17 protein-coding genes, 1 tRNA gene and 1 pseudogene are annotated in these 24,595 nt (G+C 44.6%); 4 read left to right on the top strand and 15 right to left on the bottom strand.

Features of this window, described 5'->3' with window-relative positions; translation table 11 throughout:
- Positions 1–285: 285 nt before the first annotated feature.
- From F461_RS0105650 to rimO, 5 genes are all read right to left on the bottom strand, one after another.
- Positions 286–1,509 carry a bifunctional nucleoside/nucleotide kinase/histidine phosphatase family protein gene (locus F461_RS0105650; RefSeq protein ID WP_020000179.1) on the bottom strand — a complete coding sequence of 408 codons (1,224 nt, stop codon included), beginning with the start codon at positions 1,507–1,509 and terminating at the stop codon, positions 286–288.
- Between the two features lie 73 nt (positions 1,510–1,582).
- A complete protein-coding gene (gene malQ, locus F461_RS0105645) occupies positions 1,583–3,085 on the bottom strand; it encodes a 4-alpha-glucanotransferase (protein ID WP_020000178.1) in 1,503 nt (500 codons plus the stop codon).
- Between the two features lie 69 nt (positions 3,086–3,154).
- Positions 3,155–4,057, bottom strand: coding sequence for a signal peptide peptidase SppA (sppA, locus tag F461_RS17210; protein WP_020000177.1), 903 nt, complete (start codon positions 4,055–4,057; stop codon positions 3,155–3,157).
- On the bottom strand, positions 4,044–5,756 hold the full coding sequence (locus tag F461_RS0105635) for a 30S ribosomal protein S1 (protein ID WP_020000176.1): 1,713 nt from the start codon (positions 5,754–5,756) through the stop codon (positions 4,044–4,046). Before F461_RS0105635 ends, sppA begins: the two co-directional genes overlap by 14 nt.
- A gap of 211 nt (positions 5,757–5,967) precedes the next feature.
- On the bottom strand, positions 5,968–7,266 hold the full coding sequence (gene rimO, locus F461_RS0105630) for a 30S ribosomal protein S12 methylthiotransferase RimO (RefSeq protein ID WP_020000175.1): 1,299 nt from the start codon (positions 7,264–7,266) through the stop codon (positions 5,968–5,970).
- Between the two features lie 77 nt (positions 7,267–7,343).
- On the opposite strand from rimO, the gene F461_RS17205 reads away from it, so the two are divergent.
- The gene (locus tag F461_RS17205) at positions 7,344–8,903 is read left to right on the top strand and encodes a two-component system sensor histidine kinase NtrB (RefSeq protein WP_020000174.1); all 1,560 of its coding nucleotides are present in this window, start codon (positions 7,344–7,346) and stop codon (positions 8,901–8,903) included.
- Between the two features lie 221 nt (positions 8,904–9,124).
- Positions 9,125–9,757 carry an RdgB/HAM1 family non-canonical purine NTP pyrophosphatase gene (rdgB, locus tag F461_RS0105620; RefSeq protein WP_026364638.1) on the top strand — a complete coding sequence of 211 codons (633 nt, stop codon included), beginning with the start codon at positions 9,125–9,127 and terminating at the stop codon, positions 9,755–9,757.
- An 84-nt stretch (positions 9,758–9,841) separates the two neighbouring features.
- On the opposite strand, the gene F461_RS0105615 is transcribed toward rdgB, so the two are convergent.
- From F461_RS0105615 to polA, 6 genes are all read right to left on the bottom strand, one after another.
- Entirely contained in the window at positions 9,842–11,017 is a 1,176-nt protein-coding gene (locus tag F461_RS0105615) for an amino acid permease (protein ID WP_020000172.1), read from the bottom strand.
- Between the two features lie 619 nt (positions 11,018–11,636).
- Entirely contained in the window at positions 11,637–12,689 is a 1,053-nt protein-coding gene (argC, locus tag F461_RS0105610) for an N-acetyl-gamma-glutamyl-phosphate reductase (protein ID WP_020000171.1), read from the bottom strand.
- 24 nt (positions 12,690–12,713) lie between these two features.
- The gene (locus tag F461_RS0105605; protein WP_020000170.1) at positions 12,714–12,989 is read right to left on the bottom strand and encodes a DUF1844 domain-containing protein; all 276 of its coding nucleotides are present in this window, start codon (positions 12,987–12,989) and stop codon (positions 12,714–12,716) included.
- Between the two features lie 11 nt (positions 12,990–13,000).
- On the bottom strand, positions 13,001–14,161 hold the full coding sequence (locus F461_RS0105600; protein ID WP_020000169.1) for a pyridoxal-phosphate-dependent aminotransferase family protein: 1,161 nt from the start codon (positions 14,159–14,161) through the stop codon (positions 13,001–13,003).
- A gap of 376 nt (positions 14,162–14,537) precedes the next feature.
- Positions 14,538–15,725 (bottom strand): class I SAM-dependent rRNA methyltransferase, encoded by a 1,188-nt coding sequence (locus F461_RS0105595; protein WP_020000168.1) that lies wholly within the window; start codon positions 15,723–15,725, stop codon positions 14,538–14,540.
- Between the two features lie 245 nt (positions 15,726–15,970).
- On the bottom strand, positions 15,971–18,610 hold the full coding sequence (gene polA, locus F461_RS0105590; protein WP_020000167.1) for a DNA polymerase I: 2,640 nt from the start codon (positions 18,608–18,610) through the stop codon (positions 15,971–15,973).
- Between the two features lie 351 nt (positions 18,611–18,961).
- Between polA and F461_RS0105585 the strand changes: the two genes are divergently transcribed.
- Positions 18,962–19,039, top strand: a tRNA-Glu gene (locus F461_RS0105585).
- A 329-nt stretch (positions 19,040–19,368) separates the two neighbouring features.
- On the opposite strand, the gene F461_RS0105580 is transcribed toward F461_RS0105585, so the two are convergent.
- From F461_RS0105580 to F461_RS17200, 4 genes and pseudogenes are all read right to left on the bottom strand, one after another.
- Positions 19,369–19,551, bottom strand: coding sequence for a hypothetical protein (locus F461_RS0105580; RefSeq protein ID WP_020000166.1), 183 nt, complete (start codon positions 19,549–19,551; stop codon positions 19,369–19,371).
- A gap of 377 nt (positions 19,552–19,928) precedes the next feature.
- Complete coding sequence (locus F461_RS19465) at positions 19,929–20,264, bottom strand: hypothetical protein (protein WP_235633767.1); 336 nt, start codon at positions 20,262–20,264, stop codon at positions 19,929–19,931.
- Between the two features lie 361 nt (positions 20,265–20,625).
- A pseudogene (locus F461_RS19625) lies at positions 20,626–20,883 on the bottom strand (phage integrase N-terminal domain-containing protein); the annotation flags it as partial.
- Between the two features lie 685 nt (positions 20,884–21,568).
- A protein-coding gene (locus F461_RS17200; protein ID WP_143154812.1) for an IS3 family transposase occupies positions 21,569–22,701 on the bottom strand; the annotation gives its coding sequence in 2 pieces (ribosomal slippage) (positions 21,569–22,449 and positions 22,449–22,701; 1,134 coding nt in all).
- A 401-nt stretch (positions 22,702–23,102) separates the two neighbouring features.
- On the opposite strand from F461_RS17200, the gene F461_RS0105560 reads away from it, so the two are divergent.
- Positions 23,103–24,428, top strand: coding sequence for a lipopolysaccharide biosynthesis protein (locus F461_RS0105560; RefSeq protein ID WP_020000163.1), 1,326 nt, complete (start codon positions 23,103–23,105; stop codon positions 24,426–24,428).
- Positions 24,429–24,595: the final 167 nt, after the last annotated feature.

The following is a 24,595-nucleotide window of genomic DNA, read 5'->3' as shown; positions in this document are numbered from 1 at the left end:
TTTGTTTTGGCAATTTGCATCGTTGAAAAGGCTCTTTTGAGAGGGCGCGTTTTAGGTATATGTTATTTGGCAAGCGTTATACGCGGACTTTTTGCGATGAAGTTATAACATAAGTAACTGCAAAAGTTATTTACAAGACCTCACCGTCTCGGTACGTATTTAAGAGTAGAATAAGAAACTGTATGTTGTATGCAGTTTCATGGTGTTTTTGTTGCAAGTCAGAGGCGTGGTTGCAGCAAGATGTAAAAAATAAAGGGACTCAATGAGAGTCCCTTTATTTTTTAGCTAGTTACTGAGATCTACATCCATAAATTTGACAAGTTCAAAAAGCTTTTTTTGTTGCGTGGATATAATATGGAACAGTGAGTTTTGCGGAACTAAAATGTATGGAACGTCTTCTTGTCTTCTGAACAGAAAGTGGGAAAGGATCATGCGGTTGATGGCCTGATGCCCCACAATGAGGACGCGTTCTGCGTTACCGGAGAGGAACAGTGCTTTTTTTAACCCTCTGTCCACTCGTTCCTTCAAAGTGATATACCCTTCCCCCTTTGGATAAACATAGCCATATTTATCGTAGGAACGTTCGCGCGCAATTTCTGGATATTGTTCTTTAATTTCAGAATACATTAAGTTCTCACATACCCCTGCATCAATCTCATCGAATTCAGGAAGCGGTATTACCGTGCAGTTGGGCATATGATTTACAACATATTGTGCAGTCTGTCTGGAGCGGCGCTTCATACTGGTGAATATGTAGTTGATCTCTTGTCCTTTAAAATATTCACCAAGGCAGCTTGCCTGTTTGTGGCCCAGTTCCGTTAAGGAAGAGTCGCCTCCGATTCTGTCCATTACATTATATTCAGTCTGCCCATGACGTGCGAGGTAAAGGTTGCGCACCCAGTCTGAAACAAGAATATCCCGTATATTTGCGTAGAACGGTACGCTGCTTGGTACATTTTCATTTAGAATGAGGTTGTGGAGAGAGTCCACCACGACCCACATCTTTTCATCCAGGAGCGGGGAGTAAATGTGCTTGTAGTATTTGATGCGCTCTTTGAAGCTCATGCAGGCCTGTTCTTCGGTAAGTTTAGAAAATTCAGGCAGTTTTGTTTTACGAAGAATAGATGCCTCCACCAACTCTTCATCATTATTGATGCACTCAATCCAGAGAATCGGATAGGTAGCCATGCGCTCAATGGTGAGACGACGATGGCGGCTGACGTTTGTAGCATCTAAGATAGCTACGTTGCCACCGCCTTGTAGAAATTCTGTGGCACGATTCATATTGGTAACGGCAATTTCTTCACGAGCCGCTTTACCCGCCTGATTGGTGGGGCAGTAAAATTCAGGTTCAGAAGATTTGACGCCAAGTTGTTCACGTCGGATGTCACCATTGTTGAAAATTTCTGTGCGAATACCTTCTTTTGAGAGGCCGTCTAAAATTTTTGCGGCAACAGTGGTTTTACCGCGTGCAGGAAGACCCATCATACCAATATAAAGCTTGTGCATTCATCCTCCGGTATGTGCAGAACTGGCGTGCTGCCAGTACATGTATCGCGGGTATTTTGTATCTTCCTTGCGGTTATGTCCAGCGTCCAAATAGTCCTGTGAGCTGGGCGAGTCTGTTGAACATTGGATGCTGCTGTTGCTCTTTGGTCATGCGCCATTCCCAGTTTCCGTTGGCAGTGGACGGCGTATTCATTCTACCTGAATTATCTAAGCCGATAATATCCTGAACAGGAAATATGACTGTGTTTGCTACACTCTGCATGGCAAGACGCATGAAGGTAAGGTGCACGTTATCAAGGTCTGTGCATTGTCCCACAAATTCATGCAGATTGTTGCGTCCATGATCTCCGGCTTCCGTCACGTACCATCCTTTTACGGTAGAGTTGTCATGCGTACCGGTGTACAGGACACAGTTAGCTTCATGATGAAACGGAGTGTCTGGATTTCGGGACAGATCACCGCCGAAACCGAATTGGAGAATTTTCATTCCCGGTAGGTTAAACTGATGTTTCAGTTCGCGCACATCTGCCGTTATAACTCCGAGGTCTTCTGCAATGATGGGGAGCATTCCAAGGCGCAAGGTGAAGGTTCTAAACAGCTCCATCCCGGGAGCTTCAACCCATTTCCCGTTTATTGCAGTTGTTTCTGAAGCTGGTATTTCCCAGTAGCCTGCAAAGCCCCTGAAGTGGTCGAGCCGAATTTTATCCATAAGTATAATATTATGGCGCATCCGGTGTACCCACCATTCGAATTTCTCATGCTGCATGGCTTCCCAATTAAATACCGGATTGCCCCAACGTTGACCTGTTGCGCTGAAATAATCTGGAGGAACTCCGCCAACATGTGTTGGGTTGCCATTTTCGTCCAGCTTAAACAAATGCGGGTTTGTCCACACATCGGCACTGTGGTGAGTTACATAAATAGGGATGTCACCGATTAAATACAGCCCGTTCCTGTTGCAATATGCCCGCAGTCTTTTCCATTGGGAAAAGAAAATATGCTGCACAAACTCTTCAAACATGATGGCATCGCTATGTTCGGTATCCCATTGCTCTAGTGCTTCTTTATCTCTGTGTTTTAGTGGATCTGGCCATTGGCTCCATATTTTGCCTGGATGTTCGTCCATGATGGTCACAAACCGTGCATAATCACGTAACCATTGCGCATGGTTTTCTTTGAATTCTGCAAAGTGAGGACATGCATTCAGTGACTTTTTTCTACGTGCAAAGGCAAGGCGAAGCAGATGTGCTTTGTAGATTCCCATTGCGCCGTAATTTACATGGCTTGCGTGTCCCTGCGGAGCGTCTCGTACTTCTTCCCACGTTATGATGCCGTCTTCGACCATCATTTCCGGGCTGATAAGCAGAGGGTTTCCCGCAAAAGCAGACCAGCTGGCATAGGGGGAATTCCCCATAACTTCAGTCGTTGGAGTTGTTGGTAAAAATTGCCAGTACAGCTGGCCATGTGAGCGTAAAAAATCAGCAAAGTCATACGCAGCGGGACCTAAGTCTCCGATGCCGAATCGCGATGGAAGCGATGTAATATGCAAGAGTATTCCGCTGGAGCGAATATTCATAAGAGCCTCCAAGAGTAGGGTTCACTCTTTCTATATCATGGAGGCTGTAGTGGAGACTAGCGAGGAGGTTTAATTATACAGGAGCTGAATAGAGTTTTGTTCTCGCACAGTATTAACAGGTGCAAGATCAAGAGCTGTAGAGATAAGTTCCTTAAGAAAGTTTGTCTTTTTCTTAGGACCTTCTTCAAGAGGCAGGGGAGCGTCTAATTTACAGAGCTTAGCTAATTCCATGTAGGCAGTTTCCCTGTCGCCAAGCATATCTACAAGTCCTGCTGCAAGGGCTTGTTTGCCTGTCATAGCGCGACCATCTGCATATGGCAGAATTTGTTCGCGCTTCATGTGGCGGCCTTCGACAATGACATCAAGGAACTGGTCGTACATGTCCATGATGATAGCATGCAGATAGTCGCGTTCTTCTTGCGTCATCGTCTGGAAAGGACTACCGGCTGCTTTGAGTTTGCCGCTTGTAAGGGAAAGATAGGAGACGCCGATTTTTTGCATCAGCCCTTTGAAATTGGGGAGTTCCATCTTTACACCGATGGAACCGGTGAGTGTTGCTGGATTAGCAATAATTTTATGACCGGCTGCAGCAATGTAGTAACCGCCGGAAGCGGCAACTGTGCCCATTGAGATAACAACAGGTTTAACTTCGGCGAGGCGTTTAATTGCGTAGTACATTTCTTGCGATGCAGCTACTCCGCCACCGGGAGAGTTGATGCGCACCACGACGCCTTTGATAGAGTCGTCTGTGCGCAGCGCGTATGCCCAGTCAGATACTTTACGGGAATCTGCAATAAAGCCTTCCACGTTAATTACGCCGAATTTTTCCTGCGCAAAATAAGGTATGTCATTACCTTTTGTAACGCGTAAAGCCGCAGTAGCGCCTGCGAACAGGGCTACTGCGGCAATAATTAGCATTATGCCAAACAGAAGCGGATGCTTCTGCGAGAAGTTAGGCTTATTCGCCTGCATCCTCAAGCTGCTTGAAGATGTCGCCGAGGGTCTGCTGACCAGCATCGGAACCGCCGGAACGGAATTCACGAGGCTTTTTGCGATCTTCTTGTTCTTGAAGCTGTTTGATGGAAAGTCCGAGACGACGTTCTTCAGCGCTAACGTGGATAACTTTAGCTTTGATGGTTACGCCTTCTTTGAACATTTCAGAAGGAGATTTCACTTTTTTCTGAGAAATTTCAGAAACGTGAACAAGACCTTCGATGCCTTCTTCTACTTCTACGAAGAGACCAAAGTCAGTGATGTTGGTTACAACACCTTCAACAATGGTACCGTTAGGGTAGTTGGAAGGAACTTTAGACCAAGGATCTTCGGAAAGCTGTTTAACACCGAGGGTGAATTTTTCGCTGTCCTGATCAACTGTAAGAACTTTCGCCTGTACAGTGTCGCCAACCTGGAAGAGTTCGTTAGGGTGGCGGATTTTTTTGGTCCAAGAGATATCGGAAACATGAATCAGGCCGTCAATGCCGTCTTCGATGCCGATGAACATACCGAATTCGGTGATGTTTTTGATAACACCTTCGAGGATGGTACCTTCAGGGTATTTTTCAGCAACGATTTCCCATGGGTTTGGCTTAACTTGCTTCATGCCGAGGGAGATGCGTTTTTTATCTTCGTCTACGCCGAGGATAACAACTTCAACTTCGTCGCCTACGCGTACCATCTGGGATGGGTGGCGGAGTTTACGGGTCCATGACATTTCGGAAATGTGTACGAGACCTTCAACGCCTGGCTCGAGTTCCACGAATGCACCGTAATCAACGAGGTTAGTAACCTTGCCGCTGAGACGCTGGCCTTCAGGGAATTTAGCAGTGATGTCCTGCCAAGGATCTTCAACAAGCTGTTTGAGACCGAGAGATACTTTCTGGTTCTCTTTGTCGAAGCTGAGAATTTTAAGCTCGAGTTCCTGACCAAGCTGTACTAATTCTTTTGGATGGCGGATGCGTTTCCAAGACATATCAGTGATATGCAGGAGACCGTCAAGGCCGCCGAGGTCAACGAATACACCGTATTCGGTGATGTTTTTCGCTTTACCGGTAACGATCTGGCCTTCATCAAGTGTAACGAGAAGGTCCTGACGTTTGGAATCGCGTTCTTCTTCAAGAAGTACGCGGCGAGAAACGATAACGTTGCTACGACGACGATTGATCTTCAGTACACGGAATTCAAACTCTTCGTTCACGAGCGCGTCCATGTCTGGCACAGGGCGCAGATCAACGTGGGAGCCAGGAAGGAATGCGTCAATGCCACCGAGGTCTACTGTGTAACCACCTTTGATACGACGAACGATGCGGCCAGTAACGACGGAGTTCTTTTCCTGAACTTCTTCGAGCTGGTCGAACATCTGCATGCGTTTTGCTTTTTCAAAGGACAGGGTGATGGTGCCTTCCATTTCGTTCTTACGAACAACAAAAACATCCACCTTGTCCCCTACGCCAACGCTTACCGCGCCGTCTGCATCTGCAAACTCGGAAGCAGGGATCTGACCTTCTGACTTAAAGTTTACGTCAACGAGAACGTAGTCATTGTCCACGCGAACGATTTCGCCCTTAACGATTGAACCTTCATCCAGCTCACCAAAATCGGAGCTGAGGTAATCTTCAAGAGCAGCCTCAAAGCTCATTTCAGCTTCGAGTGAGTTATTTTCCATGGTTTCCATAAAGAATCCTCCAACCAACAAAAAAAATTTTTCCCACTTGGAAAGTGAGATGGGAAGTGTTAGCAAATTACCGTTGTAAACTCAACAGAAAATGCTGTGAATATCAGGATTTTACCCTCAGGGTCATGCCGCTTTGGGTGTTTTACGTATGTTTTTCGCATGGTAGACTTCGTTTCTAGGGAAAACATGCAAAAAAAAATACAACGGGCTATTATGCGAGTGCGACTAAGTCGTAATCACGTGTTTCTACAATTTCTGCTTCAACCATCGCGCCCGGTTCTACGTTAGGGCCGCTCACATACGTAATTCCGTCCACTTCCGGAGCCTGAAACCAAGTACGGCCAACATGCAGTCCCGGCCACTCGTCGTGTTCGCTATCAACGAGTATTTTCATGCGCTGACCTTCATACTGTTCCAGAATATCTTCACTGATGTCGCCTTGAATTTCCATTAGAGCATCACGGCGCCATTCTTTTTCTGTGTCATCAATCTGGTTTTCCATTGCGGCAGCTGGTGTTCCTTCTTCAGCCTGATAGGCGAAGATGCCGAGATGATGGAACCGTGTCTCAATAATGAAGTCGCGCAGGTATTCCCACTGTTTTTCTGTTTCACCCGGGTAACCAACAATGATGCTGGTACGGATTGCAGCTTCAGGGAATATATCACGGATGCGGTCGATTACTTCACGCGGGTTGCGTGCAAACGGGCGTCCCATACGTGAAAGAACGTCTGAATGCGCGTGCTGAATCGGTACATCAAAGTATGGTACAAAAGGTTCACCGGCATCGCGCAGGTATTTAAGAAAATCTGTAGATAGACCAGCAGGGTACAGGTACATGAGGCGTAAGCGTTCAAGCCCGTCCAGTGGCAGAATTTTGTCTAAAAGTTCCTGCAATCCGTGTTTTAAGCCCAGTTCTCGTCCGTAGGCTGTAACGTCCTGAGCCACGAAAATAAGTTCTTTTACACCCTGAGCAAGTGCATGTTTTGCATCGCGTACCACTGTTTCGGCAGGGGTTGTGTGTAAGTCTCCGCGGATGGATGGAATAGTACAGAATGCACACTTATGATTACAGCCGTCACTGATTTTCAAGTACGCGTAGGAAGGTCCTGTGGAAATAAGTCGAAGCGGATCTTTAATGAGTGGAAGTTTCATGGCTTTCGCAATCATTTCAGGCCACTCTTCCATTTGGGTGTTTGTAAGCCATAGATCAACTTCCGGAATTTCTGACGAAAGATCTTTTTCCCCGAAGCGGCCTACAAGGCAGCCTACAACAGCAATAAGTGGACGTTTTCCAGCTCCCATGCCTTCAACATCTGCAACGGCCTGCAAAATTGTCTGCACGGATTCTTCAATGGCTGGTTGAATAAAGCCACAAGTATTAATGAGAACAAGATCAGCATCTTCTGGCTGTTCGACGGGGGTAATTTTTGTGCTTACAGCACCTAAAAGCCATTCTGTATCGACTCTGTTTTTTGGGCAGCCAAGGCTGATGGAAAAAATATTAATCATGTGGTGGTTTCCATTATATGTACTATTTTTGACTGATGAAAGTAGTGGTTGCAGTATTGTCATAGGAGAGATCATACGTGGAAAGTAAGCAATGTTTTGAGGTAGGCAACGAGATTTTCATTACGCTCAACATAGCAACAATCGGGTATCGTAGCACATATCGTGAACTGTTGATGCATCTTTTTTCAACAGATATGCCTAATGGCGTGGTGCGAATTAAAGTATGTGCTGTTGCGTGCGCGCCCCAAGAGGAACTGCCGGGGTTGTTGTGTCTTGATGGCGTAGATTTCTATGACAGTGTTGAGGAGCTATGCGAGAATATAGACGATGTCAATATAGTCTTCGACCTTTCGAAGGAATGTAAATATTTGGAGCATGTTAAGCAATGCGCCCCTGCAGGAGTTTCTGTGGTTGGTGGTGATGCGCTACTTGTTTTTAGAAAAACGGATTTTGATTCTGAACAGTTAGAGGTCAACGCATGTAATCTGGACAGAGCTCTTGGCTTGTTCAGTACTTTTGTCGATCAGGCAGAAGAGGAATTTTGGCTTCTTGATAATAAAGGGATTGTCTTGGATGCAAACAGGGCGGTGCTTGATAGGCAACGTGATGTTGATTTTGAAGGTGCGGATGGGACACTTATAAATAATGTTCTGCCGTATGCGCAGCAACCGGGGAATGCCATTGTAGAGGCTGTTAACAATGCCCGGCGGATAGATCAGGTTATCACCAAAGTTACTAGCGATGGAGAACTGCAATATTCCGGTATCTCAGCGTATCCCGTCGTAAAGCGCGATGGGACAGTTCGATCGGTTATTTTGATGCGCAAGGATATCACACAAAATTACAGAGTGATGCGTAGGCTTCAGCAAACAGAAAAGCTAGCAGCTATAGGGGAAATGTCCGCCTTTGTGGCACATGAAATTCGAAATCCTTTATTTGCTATCGGTGGTTTTGCAAATGCGTTGCTGAAACAGCAAAATTTGAATGAAGATGATACAAAGAAAATCAAAATTATCTATAATGAGTCTAAACGATTGGAGAAGATTTTAAAAATTATTCTTAATTTTGCCCGTCCGGCCCATGGAGATGAAGGCGAGGTCGATGTTAATGAAATTATTTTGGAAGCGCTTGGGTTACTCCGCATGAAGTTTGAGTCCCAAGGAGGTAAGGTTATAACAAATCTGGATGCGAAGGGGATTAAAGTCCGCGGAAACCCTGATCAGCTGAAGCAGTGTGTGATTAACGGAATAAAGAATGGGTTTGAAGCCATGCCGAATGGTGGAACCATGAGAGTTGAAACAACACTCAGTGCGGATAACTGGATAATTGTCCGGATAATTGATTCTGGTGAAGGTATTCCGGATGATATTCGCGAACACCTTTTTAATCCGTTTTTCACTACCAAAAGTGGCGGAACCGGTCTGGGGCTGGCTATGACCAAAAAAATTGTTGAGGACATGGGCGGAAAAGTAAAGTTACGCAGCAGGGTTAATAAAGGAACAACGTTATCTTTTTATCTTCCTCCACTTTCTCTTGTTCCTCCAGCAAATAATGAGAAAGATACCGATGGGGTCGTAGAGCCTTCAGGCGGCGCGGGATTTCTGGGCGGGTCTGTCGAATTTATCCCGGAACCCTAGCAGACAGAGATAATTACCTTGTTGTAGAAGTGCCATTTTCTACTTGATGACTGGCTGGATATGTTACTAGGGTGTGTTTAAAATAATGATTAGAGGGAGTTTGCATTATCCCTTTGTATTGTTTGTTTCGAATTTTATGGTAACAAAGATATAGGGATGAACTTGCTAGTGTCGTCTGTATCTATTCAGTCAGAGTTAGCTTCGCTACATACAAGGACAGAATGATGGAAAAAATTATTGTGCTTGCAACTCGCAATGCAGGTAAGATTGCAGAGCTGGAGAAAACGTTAAGTGAGTACGGGCTTTCAGTCAGGGGGCTTGATACCTATCCTGAAATTGGTGAAATCGTAGAAGATGGCGAAACCTTTGAAGAAAACTCTCTTATTAAAGCTCGAACTGTTGCACAGCTGACAGGTCTGGTTGCTGTGGCAGATGATTCCGGTCTTGAAGTTGATGCTCTGGGGAAAGCACCGGGTGTGTATTCTGCACGATACAGTGATGGAACTGCGAACCTGAAGGGTGAAACTCGAGATAAGCGTAATAATGAAAAATTGCTTATCGAACTTGCCAGAATCCCGCACGATAAACGTACTGCCCGTTTTCGGTGTGTTATGTCTGCCTGTTCTCCATCCGGTAATTGCATTACTGCATCCGGCGCGTGGGAAGGGTTTATTGGCACAAAAGAAGTGGGTGATAACGGTTTTGGGTATGACCCGTTGTTTATTGACGCAAAAGACGGTGCAGTTTCTGCACTGCTTAGCCGTGAAGAGAAGAATAAACGTTCTCATCGGGGCAAAGCCCTTGAGGCGCTACTTACTCAGTGGGAAGAATTCTGGAAGGAACATGGAAGATAGTGACGCTCTGGAATATCTTTTATTATAGTTTTTATAAAAAAAGCGCCTGTTTTTTAACAGGCGCTTTTTTTACGGGGTTGATTGCTAGATGTACGCTGCAACAATAATAACTACGCCACATACAGAAGCAAAGGCGATACTCAGTTTGCCGCCAGCTACTTCATATGCTGCTTCGCTGTTTGTTTTACTGCGTTCATTACGCAGTTTCCAGCTCATAGCACATGGCAGGCAGAGACAGAGAATTGCAAAGCCAACCCCTGCGTGGGCAAGAGCGGCAATAAAGCTGCCCGGGGAAAGATATGAAGCGATGATTGGGGGTGCAAATACAACAATAGTGGCTATAACGCGGTGTAGCTGGGACTCTCCAAGATTGAAAGTCTCGGCAGCAAGGTCATATAATGATAAGGCGACGCCGAAAAACGAGGTCACGAGTGCAAATGATGCGAAAATAGACAACACTGCTTTAATGAATACAGAGCCTTGAGAAATGGAAGCAATCAGAGCGTCTACATTACCAGCCATTTGATCAATCTGCGTCATCGGCACGCTGCCGAGAGCGAGGAAGAGCCATAGAACGTAGCATACAAGAGGAGCAATTGTTCCGATAATGATTGCCCAATAGAGAGTGTTTCTGTTGCCTTCAACAATTTTACAGGTGCTTGGAATACAGAAGTGATAACCGTATGCTGCGAATAAGATAGGCAGACTCGCCAGTAGGTAGTCATAATTAGGTGCAACAGCGAGTAGGTTATCGAAATTGACTGTGGAACTTAATGAGAAGAAGGCAAAAGCCATGGCACAGAGCATGGTGATAAAGAACACGTTGTTAAAACGTAGAATTGTTTTAGTTCCACAGAAAATAATGAAGGCCATGATAAGGGCGAAAACTAGTGAGCAAAGGGAGGTTCCAGAGCCGCTTCCTGCAACATGGAAGGTATTGGCGAGGATACTGCCCATGCCTGTGATGTATGCAACAAGGAGGGCGTAGAGGAGGAATCCAAGGCTTAGCACTGCAACGACTTGGCCCGGCCAGCCTAAGACTTTTTTAACCATTTTATTAAAGTTTAATCCTGGCCCGACTTCCATATCTACTTCGACAAGCAGTAGGCCGGAATAGAGCGCAAGCGCCCACATAAAAACAAGAAGAACACAACTCATAGTGAATCCAAGATTGCCAACAGCCATAGGAAGACCGAGCATACCAGCACCAATAGTTGAACCTGCAACAATACATGCAGCGCTAAATGCCTTATTAGCCATAAACAAAACCTCCCAGTTCGTTTTGTTCTATTTTGAAGTAAACGGTTACTTTTTGAAAAAATAGAACATCTATATACAAGGGTGATGCTTCATAAAAATGCTTTGGTTTTTGAACAGTAACCAGATGCAAGCTCCGGACAATTTGTAGTTGAATGGAATGAAGCACGTACTAACGGTCGTCATGTGTCTATCGATCTAATGTAAAATTATAAAAAAAATTGATTGGTAGTTCAGAAAAACGAATTTTATTAATGAAAAACTAACTTTTTTTATAAAAATAATGACTTAACGAATGAGGGTGTTGTGTAGCACGGAAGGGCACTCTTTAGTGAATACTTTTTCTTCCCATTAACAAGGCACAACGATTTACAATAACGTTTTCAAAAAAAGACGGGTAGATAAAGCTTATTGCATATAGCTGGGTGAGATGTGTTACAATTATGGATAAGTAATTAGAGCTACGTTCGAGAATGGTCGTAGTGCTCTCTTTTATACTTATGTCGGGTTATATTTGGATTGTGTAAGGTACTTATTTCTTCAATTAGGCGACAAAAGGAATAAAAAAAAAGGGATGAATCTGATACAGATTCATCCCTTTAATTGTCTAAGATTAAATGCGTTACGGCATCAATGGCGCTAATTTTAGCCCCTCGTTAATGTTAATACCGCACATGAGGTTTGCGTTTGCGAGCGCCTGTCCTGAGGCTCCACGACAAAGATTGTCAATGGCACTAACGACTATAAGGCGGTTGGTGCGCTTATCGATAGCGAGACCGATGTCACAGAACATTGTTCCGCGGACATGCTTAGTTTCCGGAAGCTTGCCCATTGGCAGTACGCGTACCCACGGGTGAGTGCGGTAGGCTTCCTCATAAATTGCGTGCACGTCGTCCAGCGTCATCTCTTCTGTCAGAGTTGTGTAGATTGTAGACAGAATACCACGGTTAATTGGCAGGAGATGGGTATTGAATGAAACGGTAATGTCGTCTTTTGCAATAACAGATAGTTCCTGCTCAATCTCTGGGGTATGGCGGTGCGTAGTGAGTCCGTATGCTTTGAAATTGTCGGAAACTTCGCAAAAGAGGGAGCCGACGCTTGCTTTGCGACCCGCACCGGTGGTGCCGGATTTAGAGTCAACAACGATGCCGCTTTTGAGGATGAACCCTTCTTTAAGCGCAGGATACAGGCCGAGGATTGCAGAAGTCGGGTAGCAGCCCGGGTTTGCAACAAGCTGTGCCTGAGGAATTGCATCGGAGTATAATTCCGGAAGGCCGTATACTGCTTTCTCCAGCAGTTCGCTCTGTGTGTGTTCACACGCGTACCAATGCTCGTATTCATCTTTGCTTCGCAGTCGGAAATCGGCGGAGAGGTCTACAACTTTAAGACCTTTTTCCAGCAGAACTGCGGCAATTTCCATAGCTGTACGATGTGGTACTGCGAGAAAAACGAGGTCGCACGCCTGTGCAAGATCATCGGCATCCGGTTCAGTAATCGGCAGTTCACCATTTTCCATGCCCTGCATGAACGGGTAAATGTCGCGTAATTTCTTGCCGGCTTCAGCACGTGAGGTAACACGCACCAATTCGAAGTGGTCGTGATTCTGCAAAAGGCGCATCAGTTCCATTCCGGTGTATCCGGTAACCCCTACTAAGCCTACTTTAGTCTGTGCCATTTACATTATACCCTGTTTTGGTTGTTACTTGGTCTTTAATACGTATTTCATACGCAGGTCGTAGAGCAGAGTGTCGAGCAGCTGCTCTTCATCTTTTTCGAGGCAGCTTTTTGTTTTTGCCTGCAACATGGACAGAATATCGATGGAGTGTTTCGCTGCGAGCAAATTCTCCATCATCTGCCCGCTCTCAGGATCCGGTACTTCGCCAAGCTGTACCAGAGCGGAAGAGCCGATGGAAAGAATGAATGTGGAAAAAGTTACTTCCGGCATGCCGGAGTTTTCGGTGGTGCGGTCAGCCATAGTGCACTCCTTTAAGATACGTCAGAGGCGCTTAATGCGCTGTGATATGCGTGCAGACTCTTTTCAAGATATCCGGACGCGATTGTGCCGCCACAGGCTTTGCAACCTTCGGCAAAAGCATGGAGACCGGCAGCAAGGTCTGCCCAATCTACCCAACCCATATGTCCGATGCGTACAAGGCGTCCTTTCATATGAGCCTGACCACCGGCGAGAATAACACCAAAGTTTTCCTTAGCGTATTCAAGCACGGCACCGGCATCAACGTTTTCTGGAACGAGTACGCTTGTGAGCCCCCATGTGAAATGGTCTTTGGCAAGCAGCTCTAATCCCATCTCCGTAACGGCAGTGCGTGCCATCATGGTCAAAGCCCATTGTTTTTTGAAGATGACATCAAATCCTGTTTCTTCAAACATTGTAAGGCTTTCATTAAGACCGATAATAAGACTTACAGGTGTTGTGAACAAGGTCTGATTTTGTAAAATTTTTTCTTTTTCTGCGCGCAGGTTGAAATAGAAGCAGGAAGGAGTAACGGATTCTGCTTTTTTCCAAGCTTTTTCGCTGCAGGCGATAAGTCCCAGTCCCGGAGGGAGCATGAGTCCTTTTTGTGATCCGGTGAGCAGACAGTCGATATCCCATGCGTCCATGCTGCAAGGAGAAATGGAAACCGCAGAAATACCGTCAACTACAAGCAATACATCACGGTCTTTAGTCACTTCTGCAATTTCATTAACAGGATGCAATACCCCAGTTGAGGTCTCAGAGAGTTGGATGAGCACACCCGTACAGTCAGGGTGAAGATCGAGCATGTTTGCAACGGCTTCTGCAGTAGCTGCCTGACCCCAGTCAAGGACAAGTTTTTCCACAGCAACGTTGCTGGCTTCACAAATTTCCGCCCAACGTTCACCGAATTTACCTGCTTCAATGACCAGAACCTTTTCACCAGCTGCAAATAAGTTGGTGACTGCCGCAGTCATTACACCTGTGCCGGAACATGCCAGAGGCATAACTGGTTGCGTGGTGCCGAAAAGTATCTGCAACCGCTTCTGAACTTGGCCCATAATGGCTTTGAACTCAGGTTTGCGGTGATGGATCATGTCTTGCGCTAATGCGAGACGGACACGTTCAGGAATGGGGGTTGGCCCCGGTGCTAACAATCTTTTTTTGTTAAGCATGATCTTCTCCGCAAATGTTATTAACTGCTTAATTTGTTATTAATTTTGAATGAAGTCGCTTTGTCTTGGCTACAAGCCATTGCGTGTTGCAAATAAGAGGACGCTGGCTACATTCCAAATTGATATCACTTTGATGACTTTACATTGGCAACGCAAAAAATAAAAGCGGGTATGTTGAGCTATTTTTCAATTTTTTCAATTTGGTTGTATTGGCCATGAAAACGTGTTGGGGCGGGGGAGAGATGTTTTAATTAGCAGGAGTTGCAGTAAGGTGCATGCGGCATGATGTATTGCGAAAGGGTGCGCGTGGAAAAAAGAAAGCTAGCGGAACATATGTTCCACTAGCTTTTTATTGCACATTTGTGAGTGGTTAAGTTTAGCTTTTAAACACTCGGACTGTGTAGCTTTTGAGATAGTGAGTTTCCGGCATTGCTGGGTGCACAGGATGATCTGGGCCCTGATGACCCTGAATGAGGGTCTGAATGCGAGTTTTAGACTTGGACGCGGCGTGTAGAAGAACACGATTCAAGTCCTGCGCGCTAAGATGCTGGGAACAGGAGCAGCTTGTTACGATGCCACCGTCTACAACGAGATCCATAGCAAGTTTGTTAACACGCTGGTATGCAGAAAGACCTTCTTTAAATGCTTTTTTGCGTTTAATGAACGCAGGAGGGTCTACACAAATTACGTCAAACTGTGCGCCGGAATCTTTAAGTTCCTGAAGAGTGTCGAGTGCGTCGCCGTATACAGTATCTACTTTATCAGGAGAACCATTGAGGCTTGCATTGTGTACGGCTGCGTCGAGAGCAATTTTAGAAGCGTCGAGGAAGGTCACTTCCTTAGCACCAGCTTTAACAGCATTACAGCCGAAGCTGCCAGCATAACAGAATGCATCCAGAACGCGTTTGCCGTTACAGAAAGAAGCAAAATCGCGGCGGTTGGTACGTTGATCGTAGAACCATCCGGTTTTCTGACCTTCAATCATAGGCACTTCAAATTTTACACCATTTTCTTCAAGGCAAATTTTTGCAGGGACAGTGCCCACAGCTTGCTCAACATAACGGTCGAGACCTTCAAGCGGACGGTTTGCAGAGTCGTTGCGGAAGAGAATTGCTTTTGGATGCAGGATGTCGCAGAGAACAGATGTGATTTGATCTTTCATCTTTTCCATACCCGCAGTGGTGAGTTGCGCTACGAGAAGATCGTCGTAACGGTCGATTACCAGACCCGGAAGGAAATCGCCTTCTGCGAAAACCATGCGGTAGAAGGGCTTGTCGAACATGGACTCACGCAGGGTAAGTGCCTGGGAAATGCGTCTGTCGAGCAATGCTTCAGTCAGTCCCTCGTGAGGACGGTTGCTGATCATGCGTGCGCAGATGAGAGAGTTCGGGTTCACGTATGCTGAGCCGATTGGACGCCCTTGGGCGTTAACAACTACAGCACTTTCACCCGGTTCAAATTCTTTGAGCGGGCTTTTTTTGGTGTCTACTTCGTTGCTGAAAATCCAGAGGTGGCCGAGGCGGATGCGACGGTCTTCACCTTTTTTGAGAATTAAGTGTTTCATCTGTTCTATTCGGTTTCCTGTAAACCGTACTGTTAGGTTTGGGTTCGCATGCGCGCCCCAGTTATGTGTGAATGCCAGAAGCTGTAACACTTTGGCAGGGTGTATAATGATATAGTCTCTGGAGACAAGAAAAACTCAAGGTTGAAGTATGTAAATCGTATGCGAGAGTTTAGAAGGCCGCAGTAACGTTAGTCGACCGTAACAAACCTTCGAGCTAAACGGGAGCCAAGTGCCTTGACGATGCGCTAATGGGCTTCGTTCCAACGGTCACCGATTCCTGCATCAACCTTAAGAGGTACATCCATCAGGTTTTTACCATCAGGTGCTATGTTCGACATGATCTCCTGAAGACGGCTGGCCGCAGCTTCCGCATTCTCGGTAGGTACTTCAAGTACCAATTCATCGTGAATTTGCAGGATAAGCTGCGCTTTAAGCTGCTTAAGCTGCAGGTCTTCTGCAGTCTTAATCATGGCGATTTTAATGATATCGGCAGCGCTGCCCTGAATAACTGTGTTAATCGCCTGCCTGCGTGCCTGTGACTGCATCATGTTGTTACCGGATGTAATTTCCGGCAGGTACCTGCGTCGGCCTGCAAGCGTAGCCACATAACCATGCAACTTGGCATCTTCTTCTACCTTGTCATAGAATTCTTTCAGGTGCTGTAATTTTTCAAAGTAGCGCCTAATGAACTCCTTAGCTTCGGTAAGAGTGATTTTGAGTTCTCCAGCCAGTTTTTGTGGCCCCATACCATAGATGAGACCGAAGTTGATGGTCTTGGCATTACGCCGCTGGTCTGAGGTAACGTCTTCAACTGTTGAATCGAAGAGTAGCGCTGCTGTGCTGCTATGGATATCTCTATCCTGCTTGAATGCTTCAAGCAGAGTAGGATCCTGTGAGCAATGTGCAAGCACTCGCAGTTCCACCTGAGAATAGTCAGCAGAGACAAGCTTTTTACCTTCTGCGGCTACGAAACAACTGCGCATACGGGTACCGAATTCACCACGTGCAGGAATGTTTTGCAGGTTCGGGTTGCTTGAAGACAAGCGGCCTGTTGCCGTTGCAAGCTGATTGAACGTAGTGTGGATGCGGTCGTTTTCGTCAACAAGCTTTGGAAGCGGTTCAAGGTAGGTTGAACGCAGCTTTTCGAGCTTTCTGTATTCCAGAATGAGGTCGATAATTTCGTGTTCGCCAGCCAATTTTTCGAGAACTGCCTGTGATGTGGAAGCTTGGCCGCCGCTTGTTTTTGTTTTGGATGCAAGACCCAAATCATCGAACAGAATTTTACCGAGCTGTTGCGCAGAACGAATATTGAACGGCTTGCCAGCGATGTCGTAAATGGAACGCGTCAGATTGTCGAGGTCTGCTTGCACTTCTTTTAGAAATTCTGCAAAGGCTTCACGGTCAATGCGGATGCCAGCCTCTTCCATGTTCGCAAGAACTCCCACAAGTGGAAGTTCTATGTCGAGCATAAGTGGACGCAAGTGTCCGCCATCAAGGCTTCGTTCCAGTTCTTCTGCAATAGCAATAGCAAGGAGGCCACCGTTTTTACGGGAGATTTCCAGTTCGTCCGCTTTGCGGGAAAGCTTTTTCCATGAATAATCACGATCCTCTGGGTTTAGCAGATAGGCCATGAGTCCCAGATCAAGCAATTTGTTTGGATCGACAGAAGACCAGCCGGCATGTTGACGAAAAAGTGCTTTTGCATCCGGTGTAATAATCTGTTTTGCATCGGTACAGAACTCAGCAAGTTCATCCATTTTTCCAGCGTAGAGGAACTCTGCTTGTTCAATGGCTACTAATACGGAGTTGCTTTCCGTCTGTTCTGCCAGCAGCACTGCCACCCGTTTGTCTTTGCAGGACGTAAGTCCTGTGACATCACTGACAGACATGGCCGGGCGTGCGTCCGGCTCATCTGGAATAGTTTTTTCACCACCACCGAAAAGACCAAGCTGGTCGGTAGTAACTTTTTTCTTTTTTGGTTCCGGTGCCGGTTCGTCTGCGTGGGAAAGCGCATTTACTTCGCGTACCAGTGCGCGCAGTTCGTATTCTTTAACAAAATCGAGTACGATATCACGGGAAATTGGCTTCAGTTTAAAGTCTTCAAGCTTTTCGCTGTCACAGGTGTCGGTGTTGAGTGTCGTGAGCTGGCGGAAGACGAACATATTGTCGAGATGATCCGCAAACTTTTTTTGCAGGTTTGGCTTGAGTTCGCCAAAACCGTCGCGGATTTCTTCAAGCGTTTTAAACTGGGCAAAGATTTTGTCGGCAGTTTTTGGGCCGATGCCGGGTACACCCGGAATGTTGTCTGATGAATCGCCGATGATTGCCTGATAATCTGCCCATTGAGCCGGAGTCAGGTTGGTTTCTTCAATAAAATCTTCAAGGGTGGTGAGTTTTTCTTGCTTTGTGCCCGGATCCCAGAGGAAGACATTAGTGTCGAGGCACTGTTTTAAGTCTTTATCAGCCCCGACGATAACAACAGGATGGTCTTTTTTGAGTCTGCCTGCTAACGCAGCAATGCAGTCGTCTGCTTCACAGCCATCAGAGACAATAAGGTGGATACCGAGGTGTTTCACCATTGCTTTGATTGGTTCAAGCTGCAAAACCAAATCCTCAGGAGTCGCTGAGCGGTTAGCTTTGTATTCTCCGTAGAGTTCGTGGCGGAAGTTTTTACCACGTCCATCAAGAACAAATGCAATATGCTCTGGAGACTCATCCCGCAGCATTTTCATTAAAATACGAGAAACAATAAAAAGGGCGTTTGTTGGGAAACCATCTGCACGCTTAAGGTGCTGCATGGCGTAAAATGCCCGAAAAATAAATGCGGAGCCGTCAATAAGGTAGACAGGCTTAGACGTAAGACCAAGGCGTTCTTGTAAAGACATATATATAGATAGGTGGTTGGGGTTGCTATTATAGCGGCATGGCTGCGTTATCAGAAGTGTGAGAAAGGTGAATCGCTGCCGCTTCATCTGCAAAGTGGGTTTCACAAAAGTGAATGATACCTACTAAGCCTGCTCCCTGCAAATACTAATAGTCTGGTTTGCAATGTGTAACGAATATCCTTTGAGTGTCGTGTAACATCTTATAATATAATCTCTTTATTTGCAGTGCGTTGTCGTCGTAGTTTTTTTGACAAGATAAACAAAAAAAAAGATAAAAATGGTTTGACAGTCGGCAGTGATTTCCATAAATACGTTCTCGCACGTGAGGTAACTCACGAAGCACAAACAAGCGTCCCCATCGTCTAGCCTGGCCCAGGACACCTGCCTTTCACGCAGGCGACAGGGGTTCAAATCCCCTTGGGGACGCCAAAGTAAACTCAAGCACTTACATGCATATGTAGGTGCTTTTTTTATTATATTACCCTGCAAGGTGTAAGTTTAAAATATTTATTTTTAGGCTGCACCTGCATCGTTCCTATCCTCGTTATGCTCACCCATATACTTGATGTCATCCCAAGTCAGCCGTCTCATTTCAATACGTTTTGCCGCTGTTAATTCCTTTTCGCAGATGCCTTTAGGACATCTAGTATGTCTTCTAGTGGCGGCATGGAGTGTGCTCTTCTTTTGTAGTCTTTACCTTTGGAACGCAATAATATAATTCCTTATATAAAAAAAACTATTTGTTTATACCTAAGGTGTTAAAACAAATTGAAGTTTGAATGCAACTTTTTTCTACGAAGAGTCTTTTTGACTGCAGCTGGTTCTTCAGAACTATTATCTGAAGACTGTTTTTTCTGTACGTTGATATATTCATCAACCTTATCTTCTGGAAATCGTAGTGCCCTTTTCGCAATGTAAAATGCACCAAGTTTTTCTTTCATATCCTGCCGCCTAACAAGGCTTTCGGAACAGTTTAATATTGCACTACTTCTTTTGTCTTTAAGTTCTTAGGTTCGGCCATAAATAGTTTTTGTGCCTTTGTTACCCTTTTTTATGCAGGTGGATAACTTTGCCCTGCTTTTTAATAAACTCCTTTGACAACGGTTACGTGGTTCTCGCCTCCAAAACAAAATTGTTTAAATGAACCCCAACCAATAAACATAGACAGTCTTTTCTTGTGAATTGCAAGGACCATGCATGAGAAAAATGGCACCTTTTTTAACATAATGAAATATATGATTATAAAAATAAAATTTGTCCTGACACGGCATGTTAGAAATAATAAATTGCAGTATGTCAGCTTAAAATACTTACAAATTTATCCATGAATGGTGACAAGATATGTTGCGGTGATTTCGCCACGGTTGTGCCCTAATTCGTGGGCAAGAATATTGATTGCTTGGTCATGTCTGTTGCGCCAAGTGTCATCATGTTCTTGGTATGGCGCTTCTCGATAGTCTGAAGGTGACGAGTAAAGGCAAGGGGCAGGTAGGTTCGTTAGATCTTTGTGGCGAGCTTGAGCGTATGCGTGCCGCAGGCCATGTAAGGAAGCGCCGCAGGCCATGTAAGGAAGCGCCGCAGGCTCTAATGCATAGTCCCATCCGACCAACAATTTTGTAGACGTATTTTTTCCATGACGCCTCTGACACTTCATCAGGCCCGCTGTTGCTATTTTTCCCGATAAAGGGTGCCAGCTTCTTAACTGCATCGATTTGTTTTTGGGAAGGGGTGTGCAGGATGCGGTCCCGCCCCCCTTTGGTGCCCGCAGAAATATAGATGCGACCTTTGGGAAGTAGTGCGGTTGTTGGATTAATTTTTCGCGTTTCTTCGTGGCGTAATCCCAGTTCGTGCATTACGGTTAGCTGGCGTGCAATTCTTTGAAATCGTTCTGATCCCGAAAGGAGTTGGTCAAGGACCCCACGGTAGACAATTTCGGGTGCTGCTTTTGATTGTGTTGCAATATAGCAGCGTTTTCCTACCCCAAATTCACTATTGTTTTTATGTATCCTGTCATTACCGTATGCACGACACATTTGGCGTACGCTTGATAGGTATGCTTTGATGGTGGATACTGCTAGACCCTGTTGCTGCCAATCGTCTACGACAACTCCAATGTGCCGATTCGAGATGTTTTTCCAATGTTGTACTCGGTAACCCAACTGATGAAGTCGCTTCGCGAATCTTATGGATTGTCCTCGATTGTTGTATTGTGTTTTCCCTGATCCAGTTAGGAGTGCTATTTTTGCTCCATATAGTAGTTTGTTTTTACTCATTAAAAAGTCCTTTTTATTACCGCATAGACGTAGTAAATGTTAGGCCGTGAATCATTTTTTTTGATATAAAAGCAAAAAGGCCATGCAAATAGATTGCATGGCCTTTTTTATTGTTCTGACATTGAATTTAAAAATTGATAATAAGCTGCCCGTAGTTGATCCTGTTGGATCAAAAGAATTACTTTAACAAAGTGGGTAGATAATAAAATTTCCCTATATATCAACACACTATATTTACTACTATTGCGTGCAGTGTGGCAGCAACAACACAGCCATTAATGTTCAATCCGATAGCCACAGCGATGTATGCACCGTGTATATTTGTGACCAAAAAACGTAATTCTATATGGACGTCCGTATTCCATTTACGAACGGGCAAGCGGGAAGAAATGAATAATGGCGAAAAGGCGTAAGTCGTATGGTATATTCACCACCGTAAAGTAAAATGTAGTATTTATCAGCGTTCAGCTGGTAGATCGCCCTCTGTCTGTTTCATGTTTGAAACAGACAGAGCAAAAAATATGTCCATCAAAGTGGACGCCCCTTAAGTTAAAAAAGAATTTTTGCGGATAAGAACTGTTATGCTGCATGGAACCTGACATCAGCCGCTAAAAAGCACGTGGAAACAGGCACCAATTATTGGTCACCTTATACAACATTGATGACGCAATTGTGAGGTCTTCCCCTAATCTGTACCGGTAGATTTTAGAGAAATTTGGCTAGTTGAATGGTCAATCTGTGTACGGGCAAAGTCGTTTGGGGTCATATTTTCAAGAGAAGAATGAGGACGAAATTCGTTATATTCTTTCCGCCATGTTTCAATCTTCTTTCGAGCATCAAAAAGTGATAGGAACCAGTGCGTGTTTAAACACTCATCCCGAAAACTTCCGTTAAAAGACTCGATAAACGGGTTGTCCGTAGGTTTTCCCGGTCTTGAGAAGTCCAGCGTTACATTATTTTCATAGGCCCACTTATCGAGTGTCTTGGAAATGAACTCGCTACCATTATCTACTTGAATACGATGCGGCTTACGTCCTGCAAACAACCGTAGCCACTCAAGCCTGCTCACGACATGTTGCCCTTTTACGGCGTGATCAACATGGATTTCTAAGCATTCACGACTAAAATTATCAACTACAGTTAAGGCGCGAATTCTTCGGCCGTTGAACAAGTTATCTGCCACGAAATCCATCGACCAACATTGGTCAATACTGGAGAGTTCAGGGCGATCCATCCGGTGTGCGGCTGAAACATGTCGTCTTGGCCGCTTGGAGCGCAGATTTAATCCTTCTTCGCAATACAACCTGTGAACCTTTTTATGATTCACATACCAACCTTCCCTGCGCAAGAGAATATATATTCTTTGGCAACCATATCGAACTCTAGTCTCGGCGATGTCCCGAATGCGAAGACGAAGCGCAGAGTCATCTTTCCGTGTAGGCTTGTAATAATAACTTGATCTACTCATGCACAAGACAGAGCAGCGCCTACGCACGCTGACTTGATAAGCCTGTTCCAGGTGTTCAGCAAATTTTATCAATTGAGCAGGCTTTAAAGCTTTTTTGTGAGAACATCCTGCAGCATTTGCTTATCAAGGCTCAAAGCTGCAACAAGCTTTTTCAGTTGCCTATTTTCCTCTTCAAGCTGCTTTAAGCGTCGAAGTTCGCTTACTCCAAGCCCACCATATTTCTTCTTCCAATTGTAGAACGTAGCTTCTGATATGCCCATCTTACGGCATACCTCTTTGACTCTTGTCCCTGTCTCAGCTTGTCGTAAGGCGAAAGCGATCTGCTCATCGGTAAACTTCGTCTTTTTCATGGCAAACTCCTTGATTCACAATAGGTTAGTTTGCCAAAATTCTCTATTTTTAACTGGTTCAGTTTATTGGGAAGACGTCAATGGACTATATCATGATTGAAGGATCTTGGCGGTCTTAGAAATATGAATACGTTTACCTAAAAGAGTTCAGGGCAGAAAGTAGTTGCGCCATATGCTTTTAGACTGTTTTGACTTCATAATCCCCGTCACTCACTTTTTGTTTTTGACGGGGGGAGCCTATGAATATATATACTAGTGATAGGCTACAAGGTTTCCATTTCATAATTGCTTTCATCAGGTGGCTTGAAACATTAAGTTGTCCACTTTATTTTTTGCCGCAAAATGCTCCTTGAACGTGAGACCACCTCAAACTATGTTGTAACCAGTGTAGAGAATTTATCTTGATTGATTTGTTTAGAAAAAATGATGGTCACTTTTTTGCTGTTTTGCGAGGTTCTGCGTATGCACTTTTTGCAAAAGTATTAATTATTGCACTTGGTTTTTTAAATAATATCCTTGTAGCAAGATATTATGGAGCAGAGCTTGTTGGAGTCCTTAGCGTTGTTCACACGTTGCTTTCCCTTTTGTCTTTGTTATCTTTGTCAGGGCTTAATCAGTCTATTTTGGCTATTATTCCTAAACGGCATATCGAGAGTGAGTACTCACCCTTCCCCTTTGTTGTTAGAGTTTCGATTTATGTTCTTGTTACCTCTTTCCTGCTGTCCTCTTCTATTTATTTCGGGTCAGATGTTTGGATTAAGTTTCTTGAAAGAAGGGACCAGTTAAAAACTGCAATGCTGATTAGTTCTTTTTTTATAGCACCATATGCTTTAAGATCTTTGTTTTTAAGTTTTTTTAGAGCAATTGATGCAGTAAAAATATTTTCAGTGTTACAACTGGTAACGCCTGTAGCTAATTTGTTTATTTTGATATTTATTATCGCCTATTCTTATGCTGGGTTGTGGGTTGTCTATGCTCGTTTGATTTCTGCTGTTGTTGCTGTTGCTGCCTCTATTGTTTTTTTTGTATTTCTTTTTCGTCGAGTGCAGCCTAGTGCTCAAGGTGAATATTGTCCTTTGAATTTGCTGCTATTGTTGAAGACGTCTCTTCCATTATGCGGTGTGAGTTTACTTGTTTTTTCAACGAGTAAAATAAGTATTCTTGTGTACAGTCTCTTTGTTTCGGAACAGAACGTTGGATATTACAGTGTGGCAGTGAATACATCGATTCTTATCAATGTTGCGTTAGGGTGTGTAAATAGTATGGTTGCGCCAAAATTCGCAGAATTACATGCTCGAAAGGAACGAGATACCATTTTTTCCGTTGGTATAAAAACAACTCGCTTAATATGTTTAGCCACTATTCCGTTAACAGTCTTTTTAGTGCTTTTGGGAAAAGTTCTTTTAGAGATTGTTTATGGTGTGGATTTTAACATTGCGTATGTCCCGATGATTATTTTAGCAATTGGGAATTGCATTAATGCAATAGCTGGTCCGAACGACATATTCTTGCAGATGACTGGTGACCAAGGAGTCTTGCATAAAATGATGTGGATTGGTTTTACCGTGTCGTTGTTGTTATATGGCCCTTTCATCCATTGGGGGGGGGCTGGAGGTGCGGCATTAGCAGTGGTCGTTGGGCAATGTGTTTGGAATTGCTTGGCACATATTTTTATTTTGAAAAAATATGATAATAGCTTGATGTTATTTTACTCTAAGCCTCAATAACGTCTAAGGATTATCTGCAGGGATTTTATTACATTAATTATGATAGGTAGTTCTGATATTAATGGATCTTATTATAATTCTGTGTTGACTACTATTTTTGTAGCCTCTATGACGTATGAATTGATGAGTCATCAGCGTGTTGTCGTAACCATTAGCTATTGCAGGCT

It is taken from the genome of Halodesulfovibrio aestuarii DSM 17919 = ATCC 29578 (assembly GCF_000384815.1).
In the GTDB taxonomy this organism is placed as follows: Bacteria; Desulfobacterota; Desulfovibrionia; order Desulfovibrionales; family Desulfovibrionaceae; genus Halodesulfovibrio; species Halodesulfovibrio aestuarii.
The sequence above is the reverse complement of the archived record's forward strand: the minus strand, read 5'-3'. Positions and strand labels throughout refer to the sequence as shown.